Raw genomic sequence first — 23,938 nt, forward strand, 5'->3', positions numbered from 1 at the left:
ACTATTGATGAAGGTAACATTTCTTTAAAATAAGATGAATTTCAGCAACAAATAACATCAGACTGGTCTACTGCAAAGCAAATCTCACCGTGGCAACCTGCCCACCGTCATCCATAACCAACAGCTGGTACTCTCCTGCGACCGTTAAGCGCAGGGTCAGACTCCGCCCACGTTCTTCCAGCCGCTCACCGTTAAGAAACCACCAGCGTTCACCTGTCCCACCGCTGGTTTGTAGCGGCACGGAGACCGCTGGTGAACCGGGTAAGCGTTTCACAATCGCGCCATCGCGAACGCCTGTCAACTGCAGCGGTAAAGAAGCGTCCTGCCCCAACGGCGGGCAGGTTGCGGAAACTGGCGGTAGCCGAGCGGCTCGCCGCTCGGATGGCGGCAGCCAGGGCTCCAGCGGCAACGGCCAGACAATTAACGTCTGTTCCCGCGCTTGCGGGCAGTCTGGCGCCACGCGTTTTTCTGACGCATCTAACCAGACGGGAAAACGAATACCGTTAACCCCTTCCTGCTCGGGTAATAACAGCGTAGGCGGCTGGCTACCGTCCAGTAGCCAGGTGGCTAAACGGCGACGACAGTTACCGTCCCCGTTGGGCAAAAATTGCCCACCCGGCCAGCACACCACGCCCCGGCTGACCGACTCTGGTCGCGGGTCTTCAGGCTGGTTTGTTCCACGAGCCAGCAGCATGTTGTTAACCTGATTCAGCAAAGGCACGGCGCTGGCAAAACCAAATTGCCCCACCACCGGCGTGCCGTCGGGTCTGCCGGTCCAGATGCCAATCACGTAACGTGAGTTAACACCAATCGCCCACGCATCGCGATAGCCGTAGCTGGTGCCCGTTTTCCACGCCAGCGGTACCACACGACTCAGGGCGTTATCCGGCAGGGGCTGCGCGTCGTCCGCCATAATCCGCCGGATAATCCACGCCGCACCAGCGGACATCAGCGGGCGTTCCAGCAGCGGGTCTTCCGGCTGCAGACGGAGCTTTCCTGCTTTTCCCTGACGGGCAAAGGCGCTGTACGCCGCGACCATATCCTCAAGCCTGGCTCCCGCGCCCCCGAGGATCAGTGACAGATTTGGCGCAGCCCCTGCCGGTAAATACAACGGTAACCCCACGTTACGCAGCCTGGCGGCAAAACGTTTCGGGCCGTAGGCTTCCAGTACCTGGACTGCCGGCAGATTCAGCGAGCGCACCAGCGCCTCGCTCATGCTTACCGGGCCATGAAAACCGCTGTCAAAATTCCCCGGACGATAATCCCCGGTACGCCGCGGTACATCCTGCAATAATGAGGCCGGGTGAACCAGTCCATCCTCCAACGCGAGTCCATAGACAAAGGGCTTCAGCACCGATCCCGGTGAGCGGATCGCGCTCACCATATCCACATGCCCAAAGCGGGTGTCGTCATTCATATCCACCGAGCCCACCCAACCACGTACGCGCATATCGGTATGGTCGACCACAATCATCGCCAGCGAACTGCGCGCCGGAAGCCGCCCCTTCCAGTTTTGCGCCATCTCCTCCAGTTGACGTTGCAGCCCGGCGTCCAGCGTGGTGACAATTTTGTTGCTGCTGCTTTTGTTCAGCATCATGCGTGAGAATAACGGCGCCAATTGCGGCATCTGCCTCGGTGCCAGCCAGACCGGTTCTTCGCGTGATTCCTGCGCCTGTTTTGCCGACCAGACGCCCTGCGTCGCCATGCGATCGAGCACTTTATTGCGCGCGGCTTGCGCCCGATCCGGCCAACGGTCCGGACGCAGACGGCTCGGCGCCTGCGGCAGTACAGCCAGCAATGCGGCATCGGAGTAGCTGAGTTGTGCCGGTGATTTACCCAGATACGCCCAGCTTGCGGCACCAACGCCTTGCAGCGTCCCACCAAACGGCGCGCGGTTAAGATACAGCGTCAGGATATCGCGTTTGGAGAGATGCCATTCCAATTGGAATGCACGCCAGAGCTGGCGAAACTTACCGCCAAAAGTGCGCGGATGTGGGTCGAGCAGCCTCGCCACCTGCATGGTGAGCGTACTGCCTCCGGAGACCACGCGCCCGGAGGTGAGATCCTGCCAGGCGGCGCGAAGCACAGAAAACGGATTGACGCCGGGATGTTTCCAGAACCAGCGATCTTCGTAGTTAATGAGCGCCTCAAGATAACGGGGCGAGACCTCTTCAAGCGTGACCGGATAACGCCAGATACCGTCCGCGTCGGCAAAGCGCCACAGCGGCGTCCCGTCCTGAGCCACCACTACTCGCGCAGGATTAACCTCATGCAGCGGCAACGGCCAGATTTTATCCGCCGTCCACACCGCTGCCCCTGTCAGCAACGCAGCGGCTACCAGCCAGCCGCTGCGTTTAACCCACCGATGCATCATTTACGGTCTGACAATCATCGGGCCCTCAGCCGTGCCGGTGGCACGCCACTGCGGAACATACATCGATTCAACCTGGGGTACAGGTACCTGATACGTCCCCGGTGTGACCGCGCGCGCCAGATACACCAGCGTGACCGGTTGCCCTTCGTTGACAGCCACCGCCGCGACAAAGCGATCGTCGCGGAATTCAACGTGCTGGATATCCGCTTGCTGCATTTGATTAAGCAAATTCGCCACTTCGCTGCCGCTATCCTGCAGGCTGGCGCTACCGTTGGCCAGATTCTGGTTTTCCAGTTCCAGACCAGCAGGCAGAAGATCGACCACCAGCGCATCCGGAACATTCTGGCTGGCTCTAACCGTCAACCAGACCAGCACCAGCTCGCCGCTGCGCAGAGACGAGAGCGATTTACTCTGCCCATCGGTGCCCAGCACCTGACGTTCAATGAGCAGTACATTGCTGGCAGGCTGCGGTGAACTTTGCGGATAGCCGCTGACGTCCAGACGCAGCCACAGCGGCAGATTACCCGTGTTGGTCACCGCCAGCGTCGCTAACTGTTCCGCATCCAGATTTCGGGTTTGCGATTTATCACCCGCCAGCGGTTGTTCAGAGAGAGAGGTCTGCGCCTGCCACGTGCCCGGCAGATCCTGCAGCGTACGGGCAGCAAGGAACAGCGCATTATTCTCCTGCGTGGAGAGCCAGCGCTGACCGAAAGCCTGCTCCGACAGCGTATTCAGCAAAGTATTTTGCACGTCGGGTTTCAGTTTATTCTCTTCCAGCAAGGCCAGCATCAGCGCGTTGTCGCGTAGCTGACTGCCGTAATCCGCCATCCACTGCTGCGTATCTCGGCGCGGCGTATTGAGTGCCAACGTCAGCGCCTGTTCACTGCGATTCGCATCGCCCATGTTTTTCAGCGCAATGCCCAATTGCAGCAGCGGCAGGCCAGAGGCGGCCTGAGCTCGACGTTCCCAGATCTCACGCAGAGCGCCCAGCGGCGCTTTCTGCTGACGGGCCAGTACCAGCGCGGCATAGGCCTGTACGGCAAACCGGCTGGCTGCGGTGTCGTCGGTGTAGCGAATCGACATCATGCCCGGATCCTGTAAATAACGCAGCAGACGCGCATTGCCCCGGTTGATCACCTCGCTCGGGACGCTGTAGCCCTGTTCATTTGCCCGGACGAGGAAGTCCATGACATAGGCACTCAGCCAGTACTCTTCCGGCCCGTTCTTATCCCACAGCGCAAATCCCCCATCGTCACGCTGCATTTGCAGTAACCGGGAAATACCTATTTCAACCGCCATGCGGCGTTTTTCATCGCTATCACCCGCTATACCCAACGCCTTCAACTGTGCGGCGTTGGTATACAACGACGGGAATAATCCGCTGGCAGTCTGCTCCAGGCAGCCGTAAGGATAGGCTTTCAATTCGCGAACATAGCGCGCCAGATTCAGCGGCGGCTTGCCGCTGAACAGCAGTTGCCCCTGCACCGTTGCCGGGGAGAAGTTGGTCAGTTCCCCGTCCGGTAACTGCCAGGTTTCACCGGCTTGCAGCGCCACGCCGCTATTGAGAGTTTGCGCCGGGAACGCCGGACGCACGCCAATCTTCCACTGTTTATGTTGAACGGGGAGCGTTTCACCTGGCAGCGTCAAACCACTAATAACGGCCTGAATCTCACCATCGCCGAATCCCTCCAGTGCCCGTACTGGAATAAACAACGTGGTACGCACGCCAGGTGCCAGATCCACCGGGGCAGGGTTTTGGCCCATCAGTGACACTAAGCCGCTGGCGGTAAGCTGAATATTCAGCGTCTGCGGCCTATCTGTCAGATTGGTGACGTCCAGCGTCAGGCGCGAGGTATCACCGCCGGCCATAAAGCGTGGCATATTCAGTTCCGCGATCACCGGTGCAGCGACGATCACTTTACTCTCGCTACTGCCAAAGTCATCTGCGGTCCAGGCCTGCGCCATCACCCGCAGTTCACCGTTAAAATCGCCAATCGGCAACGTTACCGTGCCCTCACCTTTCTCGTTGAGCGTGACCGGCAGCGCCTGTTGCGCCACGATATTGACGTGATTAACCGGCGGTTTGCCGCCGCGTTTTAGCTCATCACCATCGCCACCGAAACGCAGTGCCGCCAAACGCCCTTGCCCTTCGATTACCTGGCCGTAAATATCATAAATATCCGCGCCATAGCGTTTCTGGCCAAAAAATGCCTGCCACGGATCCGGGGTAGCGTAATCGGTGATATTCAACACCCCGCTGTCTACAGCGGAGACCAGGACGTTAACCTGTTTAGGCACGTCACCATTTTTGACACTGGCTTTCATGTTAACGGTCAACGGTTGATTCGGGCGCATTTTAGCCGGATTTTCCAGCGTCAAATCCAGGCGACGATTTTCATCGCCCAGCGGCAAATGCAGTAACCCGACCGCGCGTTTTGGCGTAGCCGAACGGGATTTGTCGCCAGGGCGGATCACCAACGCGCTAAGATAGAGGTCATGGCGGTTCCAGGTTTTGTCGACCGGAATAGAGAGATCCAGACCATTTGCAGGGATATCGATCTCTTGCCACCACAGCGGGCCTTCGCTGGATTCCACCATTGCATAGCCTTTACCGGCAGCAGGCGCGGCAATGTGCAACTTCATGGTGTCGCCAGGACGATAATTGGGTTTATCCAGCTTCAGAGTGACACGATCCGGGCGCACCGCCCCGCTGCCGTCGCTGTTATCCTGCCAGCTGTATCCGGCCCAGAAGCGCACGCTGCTCACCGTATCGTTGGGTGCTTTCACTTCCAGACGGTAAGCGCCCCACTCCACCGGGAAGCTGATCTTACCGGTTTCATCAGCGGTAAGATCCAGTGTTTGCTCGCCTTCGACCAGATCCTTTTGATCGAACTGCGACTGCCAGCCCTCTCCTTCAGACCAGTTCCAATAGTAATCCCGACGTTCGCGGATCAACCGCACCTGCAAGCCGGAAACCGCTTTTTTCTCGCCTTTTGCATCGGCATAAACAATATCAAACGCGGCGTTGCTGTCTTCATCAACGATCGGCTGATTCACCGTGGTATCGGTGCGGTAATCATAAACGGCTTTGGCTGCGAATTGCGGGCGAATACCCGGCAGGGTATCTGCAGGCCAGATAGCCTGTTCTACCCGACGGGTCACCGGACGGCCACCCGACTCCAGCAGGCTGGCCTGCAAAATGACCTGTAACGGCGAGTGAGCTTCCTGCCACTGACTGCTGGTTGTGACTTCGCCACGACCGTTTTCATCCAGCGTCAGCTGAACTTCATCCAGACTGCGGGAGAGATTCTCTTCAGCAATATTGCCAAACTGGAATCCCGGCAATGCAGACACCGCTTCACGCTGTGGTCGCAGGAATAGCTGACCTTGCAGAGCATTACCATTCGCAGGCGCACCGTACAGGTAGTAACCCACCACCGAAAACTTCACATCGTCAGCCGGTGTAATCGGCATTTTATTGGCAGTGAGGTTGAGCGCCATCCGCTCGGGCATAAAATCTTCGACGTGGAAATCCCACATCCGTGAGCGGTTATCGCCGGTGTTGGCGCGAATATGCCACATACCGGTTGGCGCACTGCTGTCCAGCGGCCAGGTCAGACGGTACAGACCGTTTTCGGGCTGGCTGACCACCGTGCGTAATACCTGCCCATCGGGCTTAACGACTTCCAGCTTCACCGGCTGATCGGGCAACGTTTTGCCATCGCTGTCGCGCAGTAATCCGTTGAGGATCACCGTTTCACCGGGACGATAGAGATCGCGCGGACCGAACATAAAGAACTGTTTGCTGTATCCCGGTGCCCCCGCGATATCAAATTCAGCCAGATCCAGCGCCGGTAATTTCAGGTCCAGCAGCGTGGTTTGCCCGTCTTTACGCGCCAGCAATATGGCGGCGTCTTTATCCGTCTCGAGCTTCACGTGTCCCTGCGCATCGCTGGTCGCCTGCGCCAGCGTCTGCCCTTTCTCATTGAGCAAGGTAACATCTATACCCTGCTGCGCAGCGCCGTTTTCCAGGCTCTGGGTAAAGACATCCAGCTGATTGTGGTAACGGTGTGCGGATACGCCAATATCGCTGAGCGTAAATAGCGTGGCAGCATTGCTGTAATTGTATTGCCCGGCCTGGTTCATCACCGCAACGTACACCCCCGCCTGCTGCAACGGCTTGATTTCGCCCAGCGGCAGCAGCAGTTTCTCACGGGTATTGCGTGCCGGATTAAGGTCAAAGCGCCCGGTATAAACCAGCTCTGCCATTTTCAGCAGGTTGTCGGATTCCCAGTTAGACAATGAGTTGCGGTATTCCCACTGGCTGATAAACGCGCCAAGCGACTCCGGCTTCACGCGAAAGAAATTCACATCCACGCTGTTGACGTTCAGCGCCATCACCGGCAGGCCTTCGATCACTTTGCCTGGCAACAGCGAGCCACGACTGGCAAATCCGACGCTCGGCTGGACATCGCGAGTGGTGATGTTTTTTTCATATTCAGTGCCAAACGTCGCCTTATTCAGCGCCAGTAAATCGCGCTCAATAGTCACCACCAGTTCGCGGTTGGGCTCCAGATGACGTAAGCGTAGCTCTTTCAGGTTGGGCGCCAATTCCCAGGCCCCGTCCACTTTGCCGCTTTTTTTATCGACAACGTGCAGTACGCGAGAAAAATCTTGCTCAGGATCGAGGGGGATGGAGAACGTCAGCACCAGCGTCGCCGCGCCGTCTAACTGGACTTCGGAGGCGTCCAGTAGCGTCAACGGTTTACCCTGACTTTGCTGTGTCAGCTTGTGTAATTGCGCCGGATCTTTTACCGACGAGGTCTGTGGGGCAGGCGTATCATTTTTCGCGTCCGTCGACGGCTTATCATTATTATCGCACCCCGCCAGCGCAAGCATCAGCATACAGGTCGCTACGCGTAAATGTTTCATTTTTCATCCCTGGCCTGAGCGGCCCGTTAGCTACGTAGAACCCCTATTATGCGTGAGATTTCAGGATGTGGAAGTCTGTAACCAATCAACGTTATCTGAATTTTCGCGAATAATGTCGATCCACCCTGACAAATCAGCCTCTTTTACTTGTCCCCTGACGGTAAACAGCCGACAATTTGCCGAAACCTGGTAAAAATGGAGATGCCTATGACCACCGCCTTCTTTGTCGCTGCCGACTGGCTTGTCGAACACATTGACGATCCGGAAATACAGATTCTTGATGCCCGGATGGCGCCTCCAGGGCAGGAAGATCGTGATGTTGGCGAGGAGTATCGCGCTGGCCATATCCCTGGCGCGGTCTTTTTTGATATCGAAGCGCTCTCCGACCATACCTCAGCATTACCGCATATGATGCCACGCCCGGAGGCGTTCGCCGTAGCCATGCGCGAACTGGGCGTACATCAGGATAAACACCTGGTCATTTACGATGACGGCAATTTGTTTTCTGCCCCGCGCGCCTGGTGGATGCTGCGCACATTTGGCGTGGAAAATGTCTCCATTCTGGCGGGCGGTTTCGCAAGCTGGCAGCGTGATGAATTCCCGCTGCAGGCAGGGAACGTTGATTTGTCAGAAGGCGAGTTTGACGCTACGTTTACGCCGGAAGCCGTGGTGCGAGTGACCGATGTCCTGCTGGCCAGCCATGAAAAAACAGCACAGATTGTTGATGCGCGTCCGGCTGCGCGTTTCAATGCGGAAGTTGATGAGCCACGTCCTGGCCTGAGGCGTGGTCATGTTCCCGGTGCGCTAAACGTACCGTGGACTGAACTGGTTCGCGACGGCGAGTTAAAAACCACCGAGGAACTGGACGCTATCTTCTTTAGCCACGGCGTGAGCTTTGACAGACCGATTATCGCCAGTTGCGGCTCCGGCGTAACCGCCGCCGTGGTGGTACTGGCGCTTACCACGCTGGGTGTCCCTAACGTGGCCCTGTATGACGGGGCATGGAGCGAATGGGGTGCACGCAATGATTTACCGGTAGAACCGATACTATAAAGCTGGAAATGCCGGATGGCGCGTCGCGCATCCGGCCTACAAAATAGTGTAAATCGTAGGCTGGATAAGACGTATGCGTGGCCATTCGGCAAGATCTTTTAGATGATCCGGTTCTGTTTAAAATCGCGCAGGAAACCGCCCCAGCGGCGCTCGTAGAACGGCGCGATGTGTTCGGTAATAAAGTGGCTGACCCCTTTCTCACCTTTCACCACCTGGCAGATATCAATCGGTTCATCACCCGGTAACGTATCGGTCGCTACGCTGCCCGTGGCATGAATAATCTCTTCAATATCGCCCTCGGCTTCAATGCCAATCAGCAGATTAGGCTGGGCATCCGGGCTATCTTTAATCGAGCAGATAAACGCCCGTTTTACCGGTTTAATGGTTTTAAACAGCGTCGTGAGCGAGTCGATCATCTGCGCCGGAGGTTCCGCGACCTCGGAGAGGATCAGCGACTCGCCGCCCTCCAGCACTTCCTGGGTACTCAACGGATTGCCTTCTTCACCGAGCAGCAGGCTGATTTCACGCGGCATAAATTCTTTGCCGGTCGGCAGTTTGGCGTTGAGAAACAGCGTCGCACCCAGCGTCATTTCAAACAGCGTGCGTACTGGCATCACAACAAACGCCTGTTCGTCTTCAACGGCCTGCTGCAGGGCTTCTAGGGAGGTGAAAAACGGGATCACGGTGGTGCCGTCTTCTTTTTCCCAGTGCTGCAGATCCAGTGCGCTGTCTTCAACTACCGCCTCGCCTTCTGCGGCCGTACCCGGAACCCAGACGGTGGATTCCAGCAACGTGCGGAAAAAGGCCGGACGATGCGCAGGCTCCGTCGCTGCTTTTTCCAGCAACGTTTCTAATTCATTTTTTATTTCGGACATAAGATCACAAATTTTGTACATATGGGTTGTAGGCCTGATAAGACGCACCGCGTCGCATCAGGCAAAATGCCGGGTGGCGCTTCGCTTACCCGGCCTACAAAAACACCTTTCAGGCAGTCAGCAGATTCGCGATGGTGCGCACACCCAGACCGGTCGCGCCCGCGGACCACTGCTCAACCGGTGCCTTGCGATAGGTTGCAGAGCAGTCGATATGCAGCCAGCCTTGCTGATAGTTTTCCACAAAATGCGACAGGAAGCCCGCCGCGGTGCTTGCGCCCGCAGGATAGGCCGCGCTGCCGGTGTTGTTCAGCTCGGCAAAGTTGGACGGCAACTGGTTACGGTGGAATTCCGCCAACGGCAGGCGCCAGAACGGTTCATTCTCCTGCGCCGCGCTTGCCATCAGACGGGCTGCCAGCTGGTCATCAAAACTAAACAGCGCATGGTAATCGTTACCCAGAGCTGTTTTCGCCGCACCGGTCAACGTCGCGGCATCGATGATCAATTCCGGTTTCTGCGCACTGGCGTCAATCAGGCCATCTGCCAGCACCAAACGGCCTTCGGCGTCGGTGTTCATCACTTCAACATTTTTGCCGTTGCGATAGCGAATGATATCGCCGAGCTTGAAGGCATTGCCGCTGATCAGGTTATCCGCACAGCACAGATACAGCTTCACACGTTTGTTCAGACCGCGAGTGATGGCAAACGCCAGAGCGCCCGTTACCGTGGCCGCGCCGCCCATATCGGACTTCATTGAGTCCATAAACGCGCTTTGCTTGATGCTGTAACCGCCGGAGTCAAAGGTGATCCCTTTGCCGACCAGGCAGGCGTAAACCGGAGCGGTTTTATCACCGGTTGGGTTATAGTCCAGCGCCAACAGTACCGGTGGACGTTCAGATCCACGACCTACCGTGTGCAGACCCATGTAATTCTGCTCGCGCAGATCTTCGCCTTTGGTGATGCGGTAAGAGACGTTATCGCACGCCACGCTGCACAGCAGATCAACCGCGCGCTGCGCCAGCTGTTCCGGGCCGAGTTCTTCCGCCGGGGCATTGATGGTGTCACGTACCCAGTCAATGATTTTCAGGCGGCTATCCAGTTCCTTCTGCTGCGCGTCGTCGAGCGGGGCCCACTCAACTTTACGGCTGCCTTTAGGTCCTTTGTAGCCCTGCCAGAATGCCCAGCTGCGCTCGGTGTCCCAGCCTTCGCCTTCCAGCTGAATATGTTTGATACCCAGACCGTCGATTTTCCGCGCGGCGCGCTGGATAAGGCCCAGATCGTCTTTTCCATTAAGGTGTAGGGTAATGCCGTCACTGTTAATGCTGTAAGTCGCTTTTTCACCCCAGCGCGCGTCAGCAGGCTGCGTGGAAAGCGTAATTTTCATGGCTTCTGTCATTTTATTTATCCTTATTTTCGCGCATACAGGAAAACGGGCCACCCGTGGGCAGCCCGTTGACTTATTCAGCTTCGTCCAGCCAGACCAGCAAAATGGCCTCAAGGATTTTTTCGTTCGATGCTTGCGGATCATCATCGAACTCTTCCAGGTCACAGATCCATTGATGCAGATCGGTGAAACGAACGGTCTTGGGATCGAGATCGGGGAACGCGTCGTACAGCGCCTCGCCGATTTCACGGCTGTCGGTCCACTTCAGTCCCATACTACCCTCTGTTAATGCTCACGCGCATGATTGATTGTGTAACGTGGGATTTCGACCACTAAATCGTCTTCGGTGACGCGAGCCTGGCAGCTTAAACGGCTCTCCGGCTCCAGTCCCCAGGCTTTGTCCAGCATGTCATCTTCTTCTTCCGTGCTTTCCGGCAGGGAATCGAAGCCTTCACGCACGATGCAGTGACAGGTGGTGCAGGCACAGGATTTTTCACAGGCGTGTTCAATCTCGATGCCGTTACGCAGGGCAACGTCGAGAATGGTCTCACCGGTCTCAGCTTCCAGAACTGCGCCATCGGGACAGAGATCCTGATGAGGCAAAATAACAATCTTTGGCATATTAAACCTCGTCCACGGAATGGCCTTTCAGCGCGCTACGGACGGACTTGTCCATGCGGCGAGCGGCGAATTCCTGGGTTTGTTTGTCTACGTTTTTAATGGCTTGTTCGATAGCGTCAACATCGTCACCCTGTGCAACCTCGCTCAAATGCGCGGCGGCGGCGTCGATGGCCTGACGTTCTGCGGCGCTTAACAGCGCGGCATCAGCGTTCAACGCACCGGATAAACTCTCCAGTACGCGTGCAGCTTCGACTTTCTGCTCTGCCAGCATGCGGGCTTTTACATCCTGCTCGGCAAAGCTCATCGAATCCTGGATCATGGAAGCGATTTCGTTGTCCGTCAGACCGTAGGACGGTTTGACCTGGATAGAGGATTCCACGCCGGTGGATTTCTCCATGGCCGTGACGCTCAGCAGTCCATCTGCATCAACCTGGAAGGTCACGCGAATATGCGCCCCACCCGCCGGCAGCGCCGGAATGCCGCGCAGTGCAAAACGCGCCAGAGAACGGCAATCCTGCACCAGTTCACGCTCGCCCTGCATCACATGAATCGACATCGCCGTTTGGCCATCTTTGAAGGTGGTGAAGTCCTGCGCGCGGGCCACCGGAATGGTGGTGTTACGCGGGATCACTTTCTCCACCAGACCGCCCATGGTTTCCAGCCCCAGGGACAGCGGGATGACGTCCAACAGCAGCATTTCACTGTCAGGCTTGTTGCCGACAAGAATGTCCGCCTGGATAGCCGCACCGATAGCCACCACTTTGTCCGGGTCGATAGAGGTCAGCGGTGTGCGACCAAAAAACTCACCCACGCGTTCACGCACCAGCGGTACGCGTGTTGAACCACCGACCATCACGACTTCCAGAACGTCCTGCGCCTCAACGCCGGCATCTTTCAGTGCACGACGGCAGGCCAGCAGCGTGCGCTTAACCAGGGCGGAAATCAGTTCGTTAAAGGTTTCGCGGGTAACTTCACCCTGCCACCCGGCCACGTTAACCGTGACGGATTCAGCATCGCTGAGTGCAATTTTGGCGGCAATCGCGGCATCGAGCAGCTCGCGCTGTACGCGGTTATCGCTGCGATCGGCCACGCCCGCCTGCTCGCGAATATAATCAGCCAGCAGATGGTCGAAATCATCACCACCGAGCGCGGAATCGCCGCCCGTCGCCAGCACTTCAAACACACCACGGCTCAGGCGCAGAATAGAAATATCAAACGTGCCGCCGCCGAGGTCATAGACCGCAATCACGCCTTCCTGACCCGAATCCAGGCCATAGGCAATCGCGGCAGCGGTCGGTTCGTTCAGCAGACGCAGCACGTGCAGGCCCGCCAGACGCGCGGCGTCTTTGGTACCCTGACGCTGCGCGTCATCAAAATAGGCGGGAACAGTGATCACCACGCCGTCCAGTTCACCGGACAGCGCTTCGGTCGCCCGTGCGGCCAGTGCTTTGAGAATATCGGCGGACACGCGTACCGGATTGAGCAAACCCGCTGCGGTTTCGATCATCGGCAGGCCGTTTTCGCTTGCCTGGAACGTATACGGCAGATGCGGATAACGCGCCTGGATATCCGCGAGCGAGCGCCCCATCATACGTTTTACCGAACTGACGGTGTTTGCAGTGTCCAGCGCCGCGTTGGCACGGGCATCGTAGCCGACAGCGTAGCCCTGCTGCTGATAGTGAACCACTGACGGCAACAGGTGGCGACCTTCGTGGTCAGCCAGCGTTTCGGCCTGGCCGCTGCGTACGGTCGCGACCAGAGAGTTGGTGGTGCCTAAGTCAATGCCTACCGCCAGACGACGCTGGTGCGGTGCGGCACTCAGACCAGGCTCACTAATTTGTAATAAGGCCATTTTCGCTTCCGAAATTAAAAATCGAGCAGTTTTTCTTCGAGTTGTTCTGCACTGCTTCGCAGTTTATCGAGAAAACGCAGTTTACGCACGGTCTCAGCCGCCACGTCCCACGCTTCGCTGTCCAGCTGTTCGACCATCAACTGATGGCGAACCTGGTACATCTCGTTGATGCGTTTCATCAACGCATCCAGACGTTCACTGTCTTTAGTCTGTTCAATCTCGTCCAGCTCTTCGCGCAGCTCGAGTTGCTCCATCAAGAACGCGGTATCGCGCACCGTGTGCTGCTCGTTTCTGATATCAAAGCCGTGTAAAGACAGTAAGTATTCAGCGCGCATCAAGGGATGACGCAGCGTTTGCCAGGCCTGGTTGATCGTGGCGGACTGCGAAACTGCAGCAAGTTGTTCCGCCTGGGAACCGCTGGCAAATTTATCAGGATGATACTGACGTTGTAGATCCTGAAAACGGAGGCTCAGCGCCTGAGTATCGAGCTGATAGCGGGCCGGTAAGCCAAAGAGGGTGAAGTAGTCCATAACATTCTCAGGGGTAGCCTGTTAGAACAAACCCCACACGTAGCAGCAAGGCCACGGTGGGGTTATACCTTCTTACTTCGCGCAGCAGATGCGTTGTCTACACTCGTTCACCCCAGTCACTTACTCAAGTAAGCTCCTGGGGATTCACTCGCTTGCCGCCTTTCTGCATCACGAATTAATCGGTATAACAGAGGAACGCGTTACACGTGGAAGCTTTCGCCGCATCCACACTCGTCTTTCACGTTAGGGTTAGTGAACTTAAACCCTTCGTTCAGACCTTCTTTGACGAAGTCTAACTGCGTACCGTCCAGAAATTGCAGGCTTTTACCGTCGATCACGACTTTAACGCCTTTGTCTTCAAACACGGTATCTTCAGCCGCCGGCTCGTCAACAAATTCCAGTACATAGGCCATACCTGAGCAGCCGGAGGTTCTCACACCCAGGCGCAGGCCAAACCCTTTACCACGGTTTGCCAGGAAGGTATTTACTCGCGCTGCTGCACTGTCGCTTAAGGTAATCGACATAATAAAACCTCAACTCTTAATTATTTTGCTTCACGTTTGCTTTTGTAATCCGCAATCGCGGCTTTAATCGCGTCTTCAGCCAGAATAGAACAGTGAATTTTCACCGGTGGCAGTTCAAGCTCGTCTGCGATATCGGTGTTTTTAATCGCCTGTGCTTCGTCCAGCGATTTCCCTTTCACCCATTCGGTAACCAGGGAGCTGGAGGCAATGGCGGAACCGCAGCCATAAGTCTTAAAACGCGCGTCTTCAATGATACCTTCATTGTTGACTTTGATCTGCAACTTCATCACGTCGCCACAGGCCGGTGCACCCACCATACCGCTGCCCACGTTCTCGTCGCTGTTGTCAAAAGAACCCACGTTACGTGGATTCTCATAATGATCGATTACTTTTTCGCTGTAAGCCATGATGAATTCTCCTTATCGGTACCGATTAATGATGTGACCATTCGATGCTGTTGATGTCTACGCCCTGTTTGAACATGTCCCACAGCGGGGAAAGTTCACGCAGACGGCCGATAGACTTGCGAACCAGATCGATGGTGTAGTCAATCTCTTCTTCGGTAGTGAAACGACCTAAAGAGAAACGGATTGAGCTGTGTGCCAGCTCGTCAGTCATACCCAACGCGCGCAGCACGTAGGAAGGTTCCAGGCTTGCAGACGTACAGGCAGAACCGGAAGAAACGGCCAGATCTTTCAGCGCCATGATCAGCGACTCGCCTTCAACGTAGTTAAAGCTGACGTTAAGGATGTTCGGTGCGCCATGCTCAAGATCACCATTCAGGTAGACCTCTTCCATGTCTTTCACGCCGTTCCACAGACGGTTACGCAGACTGCGCAGGCGCGCCATCTCGGTTTCCATCTCTTCTTTCGCGATACGGTAAGCTTCACCCATACCCACGATCTGGTGGACAGGCAGCGTACCAGAACGCATGCCGCGCTCGTGACCACCGCCGTGCATCTGTGCTTCGATGCGGATACGCGGTTTACGACGAACATACAGTGCGCCGATACCTTTCGGACCGTAGATTTTGTGACCGGAGAAGGACATCAGGTCAACTTTCAGCTGGCTCAGGTCGATAGGCAGTTTGCCCACGCTCTGGGTCGCATCAACGTGATAGATGATGCCACGCGCACGGCACATTTCGCCGATAGCCGCGATATCCTGCACCACGCCAATTTCGTTGTTCACGTGCATAATAGAAACGAGGATGGTGTCATCACGCATCGCCGCTTCGAGTTCTTTCAGGTCAATAATGCCGTTACGCTGCGGGGCGAGGTAGGTGACTTCAAACCCTTCGCGCTCCAGCTGACGACAGGTGTCCAGCACGGCTTTGTGTTCCGTTTTGCTGGTGATGATGTGCTTGCCTTTTTTCTGATAAAAGTTGGCCGCACCTTTAATCGCCAGGTTGTCGGATTCGGTCGCGCCGGAAGTAAAGACGATTTCACGCGGATCGGCACCCACCAGGTCAGCAATCTGATTACGGGCGATATCTACCGCCTCTTCAGCATGCCAGCCAAAACGGTGAGAACGGGACGCTGGATTACCAAAGTTTCCGTCCAGGGTCAGACACTGCATCATTTTCTCGGCAACACGCGGGTCCACCGGCGTGGTTGCGGAGTAGTCGAGATAGATCGGTAATTTCATTGCTCTATAAACTCCGTACATCGCTTCAATGCAAGGAACCAGGCAACCGGCTGGATGTACGGCCGAGTTAACGGGGTGTCCAACACCCCGGCCTGATTCTAAAATACTTTTATTATGCGCGTAACTTAACGTCGATCGCGTCTTGCGTGCGGGTGCTGCGTGGAGCGTCATGCGTGTGCTGGCGACCAGACACATCCAGGACTTCCTGGTTATTCACCAGTTCACCCAACGTAATGTTGTTGAGAAAACCCGTCAGACGGTCGCTCAGATCGCGCCACAGCGCGTGGGTCAGGCACTTATCGCCGCCCTGACAACCACCTTTGCCCTGACAACGGGTGGCATCTACCGACTCGTCAACAGCGCTAATGACTTCACCTACTGCGATGCTGCCTGCATCTTTACCCAGCAGATACCCGCCGCCTGGTCCACGTACGCTTGAAACCAGACCGTTTTTACGCAAACGGGAGAACAGCTGCTCCAGGTACGACAGGGAAATGCCCTGACGTTCAGAAATATCAGCCAACGGTACCGGGCCCGTTTCGGAGTTGAGCGCAACGTCCAACATTGCGGTCACGGCATAACGCCCTTTTGATGTCAGTCTCATGTCTTACTTAGCCTCAAACTCGCCCCTGCCCGGGGTTTTTTATTGTAAAATGGGGGTATTGCATAGCAGGGGCAAGTCTGACATTCCCGACTAAATCAGTCAACTATTTACTTGACTAAATTAGTCAGGTATTTAACCTTCAGTGCCGTTTTCATTTGCCGGATAGCACTTCGCTTATCCGGCCTACAAATCGTGCAGCTATACGGTATCAAGACGCCTACTTTCCTTTATTCTGCTGCTCTATAGAAGCAAGCATTCCGCGCAGAATATTCAGCTCCTGGCTCTCAGGACGCGCACGCGTGAACAGACGACGCAGTTTGTTCATCACCTGCCCCGGATGGTTCTCGCGGATAAAGCCCGTCGACAGTAGCGTCTGTTCCAGATGACCGTAAAAACGCTCTAAATCATCGACCAGCGGATACTCGGTTTCTTCGTATTCTGTCGTCTTACCGCTTTCCTGCGTTGCCAGCCAGGCCATTCGCACTTCATAAGAAATGACCTGAACCGCCATCGCCAGGTTCAGCGAACTGTATTCCGGGTTCGCGGCAATCGCGACGTGATAATGGCATTTTTGCAGTTCGTCGTTGGTCAGACCTACACGTTCACGACCAAATACCAGCGCAACCGGGGTGTTCGCCGCTTCGGCGACGCTTTTTAAACCGCATTCGCGCGGGTCGAGCATCGGCCACGGCAAGGTACGGGAGCGCGCGCTGGTTCCGACCACCAGACTACAGCCAGCCAGCGCTTCATCGAGGGTATCGACGATTTGCGCATTACCGATCACGTCGCTGGCACCGGCCGCCAGGGCGATGGCCTGGGAGTCAGGTTTGACCAGCGGATTCACCAGCCACAGATTGGTTAAACCCATGGTTTTCATTGCGCGGGCAACGGAGCCCATATTGCCGGTGTGAGAGGTCTCCACCAGCACAATTCGAATATTTTGCAGCATTGTCTTTCTTCGGCTAAAGATTATTCGGCCATATTATCATAAAACGAAGACATATACCGAACTCACTGCTATACTCTGCGCCGTTTTCCCGTTCTTTAACATCCAGTGAGAGAGACCGATGCATCCGATGCTGACCATCGCCGTGCGCGCAGCGCGCAAGGCGGGTAATGTAATTGCCAAACACTACGAAACACCAGACTCTGTAGAAACCAGCCAGAAAGGCAGCAATGATTTCGTGACTAACGTCGATAAAGCCGCAGAAGCGATTATTATCGAAACAATCCGCAAATCTTACCCTCAGCACACCATCATCACCGAAGAAAGCGGTGAACATATTGGTGAAGATCTGGATGTTCAATGGGTTATCGATCCACTGGATGGCACCACCAACTTCGTAAAACGTCTGCCGCACTTCGCGGTATCCATCGCAGTACGCATTAAAGGCCGTACTGAAGTCGCCGTTGTTTACGATCCAATGCGTAACGAACTGTTCACCGCAACGCGCGGTCAGGGCGCACAGCTGAACGGCTACCGTCTGCGTGGCAGCACCGCTCGCGATCTGGATGGCACCATCATCGCCACCGGGTTCCCGTTCAAAGCCAAACAGCACGCCCCTTCTTATATGAAGATCCTCGGCAAAATGTACACCGAATGCGCTGACTTCCGCCGCACCGGTTCTGCTGCGCTGGATCTGGCCTATGTTGCCGCCGCACGCGTTGATGGTTACTTCGAAATCGGCCTGAAGCCGTGGGATTTTGCCGCAGGTGAACTGATTGCACGTGAAGCAGGCGCACTGGTATGCGACTTCACCGGCGGTCATAACTACATGTCAACCGGCAACATCGTTGCAGGTAACCCGCGCGTAGTGAAAGCCATGCTGGCGAACATGCGTGACGAACTGAGCGACGCGCTGAAGCGTTAATCAGTTGTGGTGCCGGATGCGACGCTGACGCGTCTTGTCCGGCCTACATTTCATACTCATACCGCTTACTAACCTAAAACGGTCGTAATCCCCTTCCCACCGGCACCGCACTCACCCACATAACCACCGCAGCAACCACTAAAATCGCACCACCGGCCAGTGCCAGCGTGGTCCAGGCCATCTGTCGCCACAATACCGGCGCTTTATTGCCGCTGAGTTTCAGCGCCATCGTCCGAAAACTGTGTACCAGTAATGCCAGAGAAGTAATGGTCAGAGAGGTTCCCGCTGCCATCGCCAGCGCCGACGCCATGCCCCAGCCAAAGACGCCCACCACTTTACTAAACAGCAGCACCATTATGGCGCCGGAACAAGGGCGCATTCCCATCGAGAGAATGATTATCAGCCGGGCGCGCCAGTCATCGCCGCTTTGCAGCTGTTCCGGGTTGGGCACATGCTGATGCCCGCAACCACAGCGTTCATCATGCACATGATGCGGCGTGAAAGCGGTAAATGTCGGGCGACGCAGCAGCGCGCGTATTTTTTTTAACGCCCGCCAACACAGTACCCCCCCCAACACGCCGACCAGCGCATAGCTGGCTTTCTCCAGCCAGAAACTGCTCATATGCAGTTGCCGGGCGGGCAGTTGCAGTACCGTGAGCACCACAACGACCAGACCGATCGCCACCAGCCCCTGTAATAAGGACGAGGCCAGCGTCAGCCCGATGCTCGACCTCAGCTTCGAGGGATGCGTCGCCAGCCAGGTGGTGATGACGATTTTTCCGTGCCCCGGACCCAGCGCGTGCAATACCCCATAAATAAAGCTAAACAGCAGCAGCGATCCGCCCGCACGGGTGGGATTGGAAGCCACCGCTTTCAGCAAGCCGCTCATCTGCTGGTTAACGTCCCGTTGCCAGAGAATACTTTGCACCATTACCTGCGGCCAGGCCTGCCAGATCCAAAGTGCGCCACCGATCGCCAGCAGTAAAAAGAGCGCCAGTGGCCATAGCATTAGCCAGCGGCGTCTGGCTACGCGTTGTTGATAAACTACTGACATTGTAGCGTTACCGTCTGCGCAAATTGTTTACCCAACTCCATATCCTCCGGCGGCGCGTCTTCTTTATCCAGCGACTGCGCAAAGCTCAGCGTTTGTTCATTAGGCGTCGGGGTATGCATGCTAATCCGGCATTGCTTGCTGAAGCCCGGCGCCAGCGCGACATCGCGGTCCTGGTCGTAACTCATATCCACGTAGTAGGTGGGATCAAACGTGGAAATACTATAAGTCTGTCCGGCAAGCGGCTGTGGTTGGGCCAACGGCAGTACAAACGTCAGCACCGCCTGATGTTCCTCGCGCTCCATGCCATATTCCGTCGGGCGATTTTTAAATTTTACCTTTTGCCCGTTGTGCCACACTTCGGTGAAATAGTGCTGTCCGAGGACATTGGCCATCACTTCCGCAGCCAGTTTTTTCCAGATCTCATCCCCCGGTTTGGCATTGCCCGCATCGTACAGCAGGTCAGCGGAGGTGATTTCATCCATCGTCCAGCGCATTTTCAACGCCACAAACTGGTTATTTTCACTCACCAGTTCGGTTTTCAGATGAATAAAACTGTGAGGATGCGCGCCCGCGCCAAAAGACAGGACGACCAGAAACAACGTGACAATGATGCGTTTAACACGCGGCATGATTTCTCCACAATAAATCCAGCCCGCCATCAAAAGGACGTCGTTGGCGAGAATACGCTGAGGATAGCATTGAACGATAAAATATTGAGCCCCTTTTCCGGTATCGATTCAGTTCTCAATTTCGAAAATTTGTTCATCGTTGGCAACGGAAAAAAAGAGGATTTACCGCATCCCCTTAATGCAAATGATAACAAAATGTTAATATTTAGTTTCGTTTTAATTGTTTGATAACAATAAATTTGACTTCACACACGCGAAAGCCTTCACATTTAACTAAAAATTAACTCAAATAGATCCTGCATTTTACAAAAATGGGCATAGATCACATTCACAGGATTTATGATTCATTCCCTCTTCCCTTCGTTGTTAACCTCACGCCGTGACATGCCCTGCCCCCTACTAAAGGTACAACTATGAAATTCAAACTCGCATTACTCAGTGCAACCCTGGTTTCTGCATGCATGTTGTCCGGCACGTCCTTTGCGGCGGAAAAATATGAAATTGCTGTGGTTGCCAAAGTCACTGGTATTCCCTGGTTTAACCGTATGGAGACCGGCGTTAACGAAGCAGCAAAAAAACTGGATGTGAACGCTTACCAGACCGGTCCGTCTACGCCAGACCCGGCTCAGCAGGTGAAAGTGATTGAAGATCTAATCGCCAAAAACGTGAATGCGATAATCGTAGTGCCAAACGATGCCAAGGTCCTTGAGCCGGTACTGAAAAAAGCGCGCGAGAAAGGCATTGTGGTCCTGACGCACGAATCCCCGGACGAGCAAATCGGCCAGTGGGATATCGAAACCATCGACAGTGAAAAATATGCGCAGGCCAACGTTGATGAGCTGGCGAAAAGTATGGGCGGCAAAGGGGGTTATGCCATCTATGTCGGTTCGCTGACCGTGCCGTTGCATAACGCATGGGCCGACTACGCGATTAAGTATCAGAAAGAAAAATACCCGGAGATGTTCGAAGTGACCTCGCGTCTGCCGGTAGCGGAAAGTATTGATAAGTCCTATTCCACGACGCTGGATCTGATGAAAACCTATCCACAAATGAAAGGGATTATCGGCTTCGGTTCACTGGGTCCAATTGGGGCAGGCCAGGCCGTACAGAAAAAACGTGCCAAGGATAAAATTGCCGTCGTCGGTATCGCCATGCCAGCCCAGGCCGCACCTTACCTGATGCGTGGAGATATCAAAAAAGCACTGCTGTGGGACCCGAAAGATGCGGGCTACGCACTGGTGACGGTTGCTGACCAACTGCTGCAAGGCAAAGAGGTCAATACCGATCTGAGTATCGATGGTTTAGGGAAAGCCGATATCGACATGGAGAAGAAAGTGATCCGTTTTAACAAGATCCTCGAAGTCACCAAAGACAACGCGCAATCACTCGGTTTCTAAGGCTTTAGCCAACACCAGGGAACCTTAACGCCGACCGCCTGGTCGGCGCTATCCACCACACTCACACTCAGCGTCCGTCAGGACGCTCGCAGGGGTATTGTCCATGGCAGACACCACCGCATTTATCACTCTTGAGAATATCAGCAAACAATTCCCGGGCGTGCTGGCGCTGGATAACGTGAATCTGACACTGAAAAAAGGCGAAGTTCACTGTCTGGCGGGCCAAAACGGCTGTGGCAAGAGCACCATCATTAAAGTGATCTCCGGGGTCTATCACCCTGAAAAAGGCGCGCAGATTTTACTTGATGGCAAGCTGTTCCATCACCTGACGCCACAGCTTTCTTCTCACTATGGCATCCAGGTCATCTATCAGGATCTGTCGCTATTCCCCAATTTTAGCGTCGCGGAAAATATTGCGGTTAACCGCTACCTGCCCGGCGGTGATATATGGGTACGTCGCGGCGCCATGAAACAACAAGCGCTGGCAGCCATGAAGCGCATTGGTGTAACCCTCGATCCGGACAAAAAGGTCGAGAAACTCTCCATCGCCGACCGCCAACTGGTGGCGATTTGCCGGGCGATTGCCGCCGACGCACGGCTGGTCATCATGGATGAACCCACCGCCTCGTTAACCCGTCAGGAAGTCAACGGCCTGCTGCGGGTGGTTAACGAACTGAAAGCCGCCGGCATTTGCGTGGTATTTGTCAGCCATCGTCTTGATGAAGTGATGGAGGTGGCTGACCGGATCAGCGTGATGCGCGACGGGAAACTGGTCGGCACGTATCCTGCCAGCGAACTGGACAGCCACGAACTGGCCTTCCTGATGACCGGGCAACGCTTCCATTACAGCCCGCTGCCGGAGAAGTCATTCGACTCCCACGAACCGTTGCTGGAACTGCGCAACCTGAGCCGTCGCGGAAAATACCAGAATATTAATTTGTCACTGCACGGTGGTGAGATTGTCTCGATTGTCGGCCTGCTGGGCGCCGGGCGCACCGAGCTGTGTCTGAGCCTGTTTGGCATGACCCCCCCAGAGAGCGGTGAAATGCGTATTAACGGTCAGCCGGTCCGGCTGCGTAATAACCACGATGCCATCCAGCACGGGATCGGCTACGTCTCAGAAGATCGCCTGACGCAGGGACTGATCATGGAGCAGTCGATCTACGACAACACTATCGTCACGGTCTTCGATCAACTGCATACCCGCAGCGGCCTGCTCGACCATGCTAAAGCACAAAAGCTGGTCGCTGATCTGATCCGCGAGCTGAACATCAAAGTGTCCGATCCGCACCTGCCGGTCAAAACGCTCTCCGGCGGCAACGCCCAGCGTATCGCCATTGCCAAATGGGTCGCGACCCATCCGCGCATCCTGATCCTCGATTCCCCCACCGTTGGCGTCGACATTGCCAACAAAGAAGGCATTTACCAGATTGCCCGCGATCTGGCCGAGCAGGGAATGGCGGTGCTGATGATCTGCGATGAGATCCAGGAAGCCTATTACAACAGCCACCGCGTGCTGGTGATGCGTCGCGGCAAACTGGTGGCGGAATTTAATCCTCATCAGTGTCGTGAAGAGGAGATTGCTGAAGTGGTCGAGGTCATCAATGAATAGTCTGCATTTCTCCCGTTTGCTCGGGCAACATGAATTCTGGCTGGGCCTGCTGGTGGTGGCACTCGCCGTAGGACTAAGCGTTAGTACCGATGAGTTCCTGTCGCTGGGGAACCTTACGGACGTCGCCACCAGCTACGCCATTCTCGGCATTCTGGCCTGCGGCCTGTTTGTGGTGCTGATTTCCGGTGGGATCGATATTTCATTCCCGGCGATGACCGCCATTGCCCAGTACGCGATGGCCAGTTGGGTGATCGGCCACGGCGGCAACTTTGCGCTGGCGCTGGTTATTGCCATTGCCGTCGGACTGCTGCTCGGGCTTATTAACGGCTTTCTGGTCTACTGGCTGCGCGTACCGGCGATCATCATTACCATCGCCACGCTGAACGTCTACTACGGTCTGCTGGTGTACGCCACTAAAGGTACCTGGCTGTATGGCTTCCCGGACTGGTTCATGAACGGCATCAACTGGTTCTCGTTCACCGCAGCGGACGGCTACGACTACGGACTGACCCTGCCCCTGCTGTGTCTGGCGGCGGTGATTATTGTGACTGCCGTACTGATGAACTATACCCGCCTCGGCCGCCAGGTTTACGCCATGGGCGGCAACCGCGACGCAGCGTCGCGCCTGGGTCTGAATTTGCTGAAGCTGCATTTCTACGTGTACGGCTACATGGGGATTCTGGCAGGCGTTGCCGCCGTGGTGCAGGCGCAAATCACCCAATCCGTCGCGCCCAACTCCCTGCTCGGTTTTGAGTTGACGGTACTGGCGGCGGTCGTGCTCGGGGGAACCAGCATGAGCGGTGGACGCGGTACCCTGACCGGAACGTTGCTCGGCGTTGTCCTGCTGGCCTTCTTACAAAACGGCCTGACGCTGCTGAGCGTCTCCTCTTACTGGCACACCGTGTTCAGCGGCGCCATTATCCTGGTCAGCATTAGCGCCACGGCCTGGAACGAAAAACGTAAACTGGCAAGGGAGCTTTGA

General features: G+C 55.7%; 20 protein-coding genes. 5 read left to right on the forward strand and 15 right to left on the reverse strand.

Translation table 11 applies throughout. The features are described 5' to 3' along the window. Positions 1-67: 67 nt before the first annotated feature. Both pbpC and M2374_RS07090 read right to left on the reverse strand, forming a co-directional pair. Entirely contained in the window at positions 68-2,374 is a 2,307-nt protein-coding gene (gene pbpC / locus M2374_RS07085; protein ID WP_404979190.1) for a peptidoglycan glycosyltransferase PbpC, read from the reverse strand. Beyond that, positions 2,375-7,306 (reverse strand): alpha-2-macroglobulin, encoded by a 4,932-nt coding sequence (locus M2374_RS07090; RefSeq protein ID WP_259154147.1) that lies wholly within the window; start codon positions 7,304-7,306, stop codon positions 2,375-2,377. Positions 7,307-7,513: 207 nt separating this feature from the next. Here M2374_RS07090 and sseA point away from each other — a divergent pair, with 207 nt between their 5' ends. Further along, a complete protein-coding gene (sseA, locus tag M2374_RS07095; protein ID WP_096756169.1) occupies positions 7,514-8,359 on the forward strand; it encodes a 3-mercaptopyruvate sulfurtransferase in 846 nt (281 codons plus the stop codon). Positions 8,360-8,457: 98 nt separating this feature from the next. On the opposite strand, the gene sseB is transcribed toward sseA, so the two are convergent. The 11 genes from sseB to trmJ all read right to left on the reverse strand — a co-directional run bounded on the left by sseB (position 8,458) and on the right by trmJ (position 17,342). Further along, entirely contained in the window at positions 8,458-9,234 is a 777-nt protein-coding gene (sseB, locus tag M2374_RS07100; RefSeq protein ID WP_137399750.1) for an enhanced serine sensitivity protein SseB, read from the reverse strand. Positions 9,235-9,343: 109 nt separating this feature from the next. Beyond that, positions 9,344-10,627, reverse strand: a complete 1,284-nt coding sequence (gene pepB / locus M2374_RS07105; protein ID WP_117343508.1) for an aminopeptidase PepB — start codon at positions 10,625-10,627, stop codon at positions 9,344-9,346. 61 nt (positions 10,628-10,688) lie between these two features. After that, a complete protein-coding gene (iscX, locus tag M2374_RS07110) occupies positions 10,689-10,889 on the reverse strand; it encodes a Fe-S cluster assembly protein IscX (protein WP_003037694.1) in 201 nt (66 codons plus the stop codon). A gap of 11 nt (positions 10,890-10,900) precedes the next feature. Continuing rightward, positions 10,901-11,236: an ISC system 2Fe-2S type ferredoxin gene (gene fdx / locus M2374_RS07115; protein ID WP_003037690.1), complete on the reverse strand. Its 336-nt coding sequence runs from the start codon at positions 11,234-11,236 to the stop codon at positions 10,901-10,903. A gap of 1 nt (position 11,237) precedes the next feature. Next, a complete protein-coding gene (gene hscA / locus M2374_RS07120; protein ID WP_096756167.1) occupies positions 11,238-13,088 on the reverse strand; it encodes a Fe-S protein assembly chaperone HscA in 1,851 nt (616 codons plus the stop codon). Positions 13,089-13,102: 14 nt separating this feature from the next. Further along, on the reverse strand, positions 13,103-13,618 hold the full coding sequence (gene hscB / locus M2374_RS07125) for a co-chaperone HscB (protein ID WP_181688875.1): 516 nt from the start codon (positions 13,616-13,618) through the stop codon (positions 13,103-13,105). 200 nt (positions 13,619-13,818) lie between these two features. Further along, positions 13,819-14,142, reverse strand: coding sequence for an iron-sulfur cluster assembly protein IscA (gene iscA, locus M2374_RS07130; protein ID WP_003835203.1), 324 nt, complete (start codon positions 14,140-14,142; stop codon positions 13,819-13,821). A gap of 20 nt (positions 14,143-14,162) precedes the next feature. Further along, positions 14,163-14,549, reverse strand: a complete 387-nt coding sequence (gene iscU / locus M2374_RS07135; RefSeq protein WP_002913991.1) for a Fe-S cluster assembly scaffold IscU — start codon at positions 14,547-14,549, stop codon at positions 14,163-14,165. A gap of 25 nt (positions 14,550-14,574) precedes the next feature. Next, the gene (gene iscS / locus M2374_RS07140) at positions 14,575-15,789 is read right to left on the reverse strand and encodes a cysteine desulfurase (protein ID WP_096756165.1); all 1,215 of its coding nucleotides are present in this window, start codon (positions 15,787-15,789) and stop codon (positions 14,575-14,577) included. 112 nt (positions 15,790-15,901) lie between these two features. After that, the gene (gene iscR, locus M2374_RS07145; RefSeq protein ID WP_005120405.1) at positions 15,902-16,393 is read right to left on the reverse strand and encodes a Fe-S cluster assembly transcriptional regulator IscR; all 492 of its coding nucleotides are present in this window, start codon (positions 16,391-16,393) and stop codon (positions 15,902-15,904) included. Between the two features lie 217 nt (positions 16,394-16,610). Continuing rightward, positions 16,611-17,342: a tRNA (cytosine(32)/uridine(32)-2'-O)-methyltransferase TrmJ gene (gene trmJ / locus M2374_RS07150; RefSeq protein ID WP_096756164.1), complete on the reverse strand. Its 732-nt coding sequence runs from the start codon at positions 17,340-17,342 to the stop codon at positions 16,611-16,613. 118 nt (positions 17,343-17,460) lie between these two features. Here trmJ and suhB point away from each other — a divergent pair, with 118 nt between their 5' ends. Then, positions 17,461-18,264, forward strand: a complete 804-nt coding sequence (suhB, locus tag M2374_RS07155; protein ID WP_096756163.1) for an inositol-1-monophosphatase — start codon at positions 17,461-17,463, stop codon at positions 18,262-18,264. Between the two features lie 73 nt (positions 18,265-18,337). Here the strand turns inward: suhB and M2374_RS07160 are convergent, their stop codons facing one another. Both M2374_RS07160 and M2374_RS07165 read right to left on the reverse strand, forming a co-directional pair. Further along, a complete protein-coding gene (locus tag M2374_RS07160) occupies positions 18,338-19,318 on the reverse strand; it encodes a nickel/cobalt transporter (RefSeq protein ID WP_181688874.1) in 981 nt (326 codons plus the stop codon). Continuing rightward, positions 19,309-19,947 carry a DUF1007 family protein gene (locus tag M2374_RS07165; RefSeq protein WP_181637710.1) on the reverse strand — a complete coding sequence of 213 codons (639 nt, stop codon included), beginning with the start codon at positions 19,945-19,947 and terminating at the stop codon, positions 19,309-19,311. Before M2374_RS07165 ends, M2374_RS07160 begins: the two co-directional genes overlap by 10 nt. 413 nt (positions 19,948-20,360) lie before the next feature. Between M2374_RS07165 and M2374_RS07170 the strand changes: the two genes are divergently transcribed. From M2374_RS07170 to M2374_RS07180, 3 genes are all read left to right on the forward strand, one after another. After that, positions 20,361-21,344 (forward strand): autoinducer 2 ABC transporter substrate-binding protein, encoded by a 984-nt coding sequence (locus M2374_RS07170; RefSeq protein ID WP_096756160.1) that lies wholly within the window; start codon positions 20,361-20,363, stop codon positions 21,342-21,344. Positions 21,345-21,447: 103 nt separating this feature from the next. Continuing rightward, positions 21,448-22,956, forward strand: coding sequence for a sugar ABC transporter ATP-binding protein (locus M2374_RS07175; protein ID WP_181688873.1), 1,509 nt, complete (start codon positions 21,448-21,450; stop codon positions 22,954-22,956). Beyond that, positions 22,949-23,938, forward strand: coding sequence for an ABC transporter permease (locus M2374_RS07180; RefSeq protein ID WP_135911599.1), 990 nt, complete (start codon positions 22,949-22,951; stop codon positions 23,936-23,938). The genes M2374_RS07175 and M2374_RS07180 overlap by 8 nt, the downstream gene beginning before the upstream one ends.

Origin of the sequence: Citrobacter sp. JUb117, from assembly GCF_024809055.1 — a bacterium.
Lineage (GTDB): Bacteria > Pseudomonadota > Gammaproteobacteria > Enterobacterales > Enterobacteriaceae > Citrobacter > Citrobacter gillenii.

Coding starts and splice junctions, on each gene's coding strand:
- iscX (WP_003037694.1), bottom strand. CDS start 10,889: ATGGGACTGAAGTGGACCGACAGCCGTGAAATCGGCGAGGCGCTGTAC.
- sseA (WP_096756169.1), top strand. CDS start 7,514: ATGACCACCGCCTTCTTTGTCGCTGCCGACTGGCTTGTCGAACACATT.
- M2374_RS07180 (WP_135911599.1), top strand. CDS start 22,949: ATGAATAGTCTGCATTTCTCCCGTTTGCTCGGGCAACATGAATTCTGG.
- M2374_RS07090 (WP_259154147.1), bottom strand. CDS start 7,306: ATGAAACATTTACGCGTAGCGACCTGTATGCTGATGCTTGCGCTGGCG.
- fdx (WP_003037690.1), bottom strand. CDS start 11,236: ATGCCAAAGATTGTTATTTTGCCTCATCAGGATCTCTGTCCCGATGGC.
- hscA (WP_096756167.1), bottom strand. CDS start 13,088: ATGGCCTTATTACAAATTAGTGAGCCTGGTCTGAGTGCCGCACCGCAC.
- sseB (WP_137399750.1), bottom strand. CDS start 9,234: ATGTCCGAAATAAAAAATGAATTAGAAACGTTGCTGGAAAAAGCAGCG.
- iscR (WP_005120405.1), bottom strand. CDS start 16,393: ATGAGACTGACATCAAAAGGGCGTTATGCCGTGACCGCAATGTTGGAC.
- suhB (WP_096756163.1), top strand. CDS start 17,461: ATGCATCCGATGCTGACCATCGCCGTGCGCGCAGCGCGCAAGGCGGGT.
- pepB (WP_117343508.1), bottom strand. CDS start 10,627: ATGACAGAAGCCATGAAAATTACGCTTTCCACGCAGCCTGCTGACGCG.
- M2374_RS07175 (WP_181688873.1), top strand. CDS start 21,448: ATGGCAGACACCACCGCATTTATCACTCTTGAGAATATCAGCAAACAA.
- pbpC (WP_404979190.1), bottom strand. CDS start 2,374: ATGATGCATCGGTGGGTTAAACGCAGCGGCTGGCTGGTAGCCGCTGCG.
- trmJ (WP_096756164.1), bottom strand. CDS start 17,342: ATGCTGCAAAATATTCGAATTGTGCTGGTGGAGACCTCTCACACCGGC.
- M2374_RS07165 (WP_181637710.1), bottom strand. CDS start 19,947: ATGCCGCGTGTTAAACGCATCATTGTCACGTTGTTTCTGGTCGTCCTG.
- hscB (WP_181688875.1), bottom strand. CDS start 13,618: ATGGACTACTTCACCCTCTTTGGCTTACCGGCCCGCTATCAGCTCGAT.
- M2374_RS07170 (WP_096756160.1), top strand. CDS start 20,361: ATGAAATTCAAACTCGCATTACTCAGTGCAACCCTGGTTTCTGCATGC.
- iscS (WP_096756165.1), bottom strand. CDS start 15,789: ATGAAATTACCGATCTATCTCGACTACTCCGCAACCACGCCGGTGGAC.
- iscA (WP_003835203.1), bottom strand. CDS start 14,142: ATGTCGATTACCTTAAGCGACAGTGCAGCAGCGCGAGTAAATACCTTC.
- M2374_RS07160 (WP_181688874.1), bottom strand. CDS start 19,318: ATGTCAGTAGTTTATCAACAACGCGTAGCCAGACGCCGCTGGCTAATG.
- iscU (WP_002913991.1), bottom strand. CDS start 14,549: ATGGCTTACAGCGAAAAAGTAATCGATCATTATGAGAATCCACGTAAC.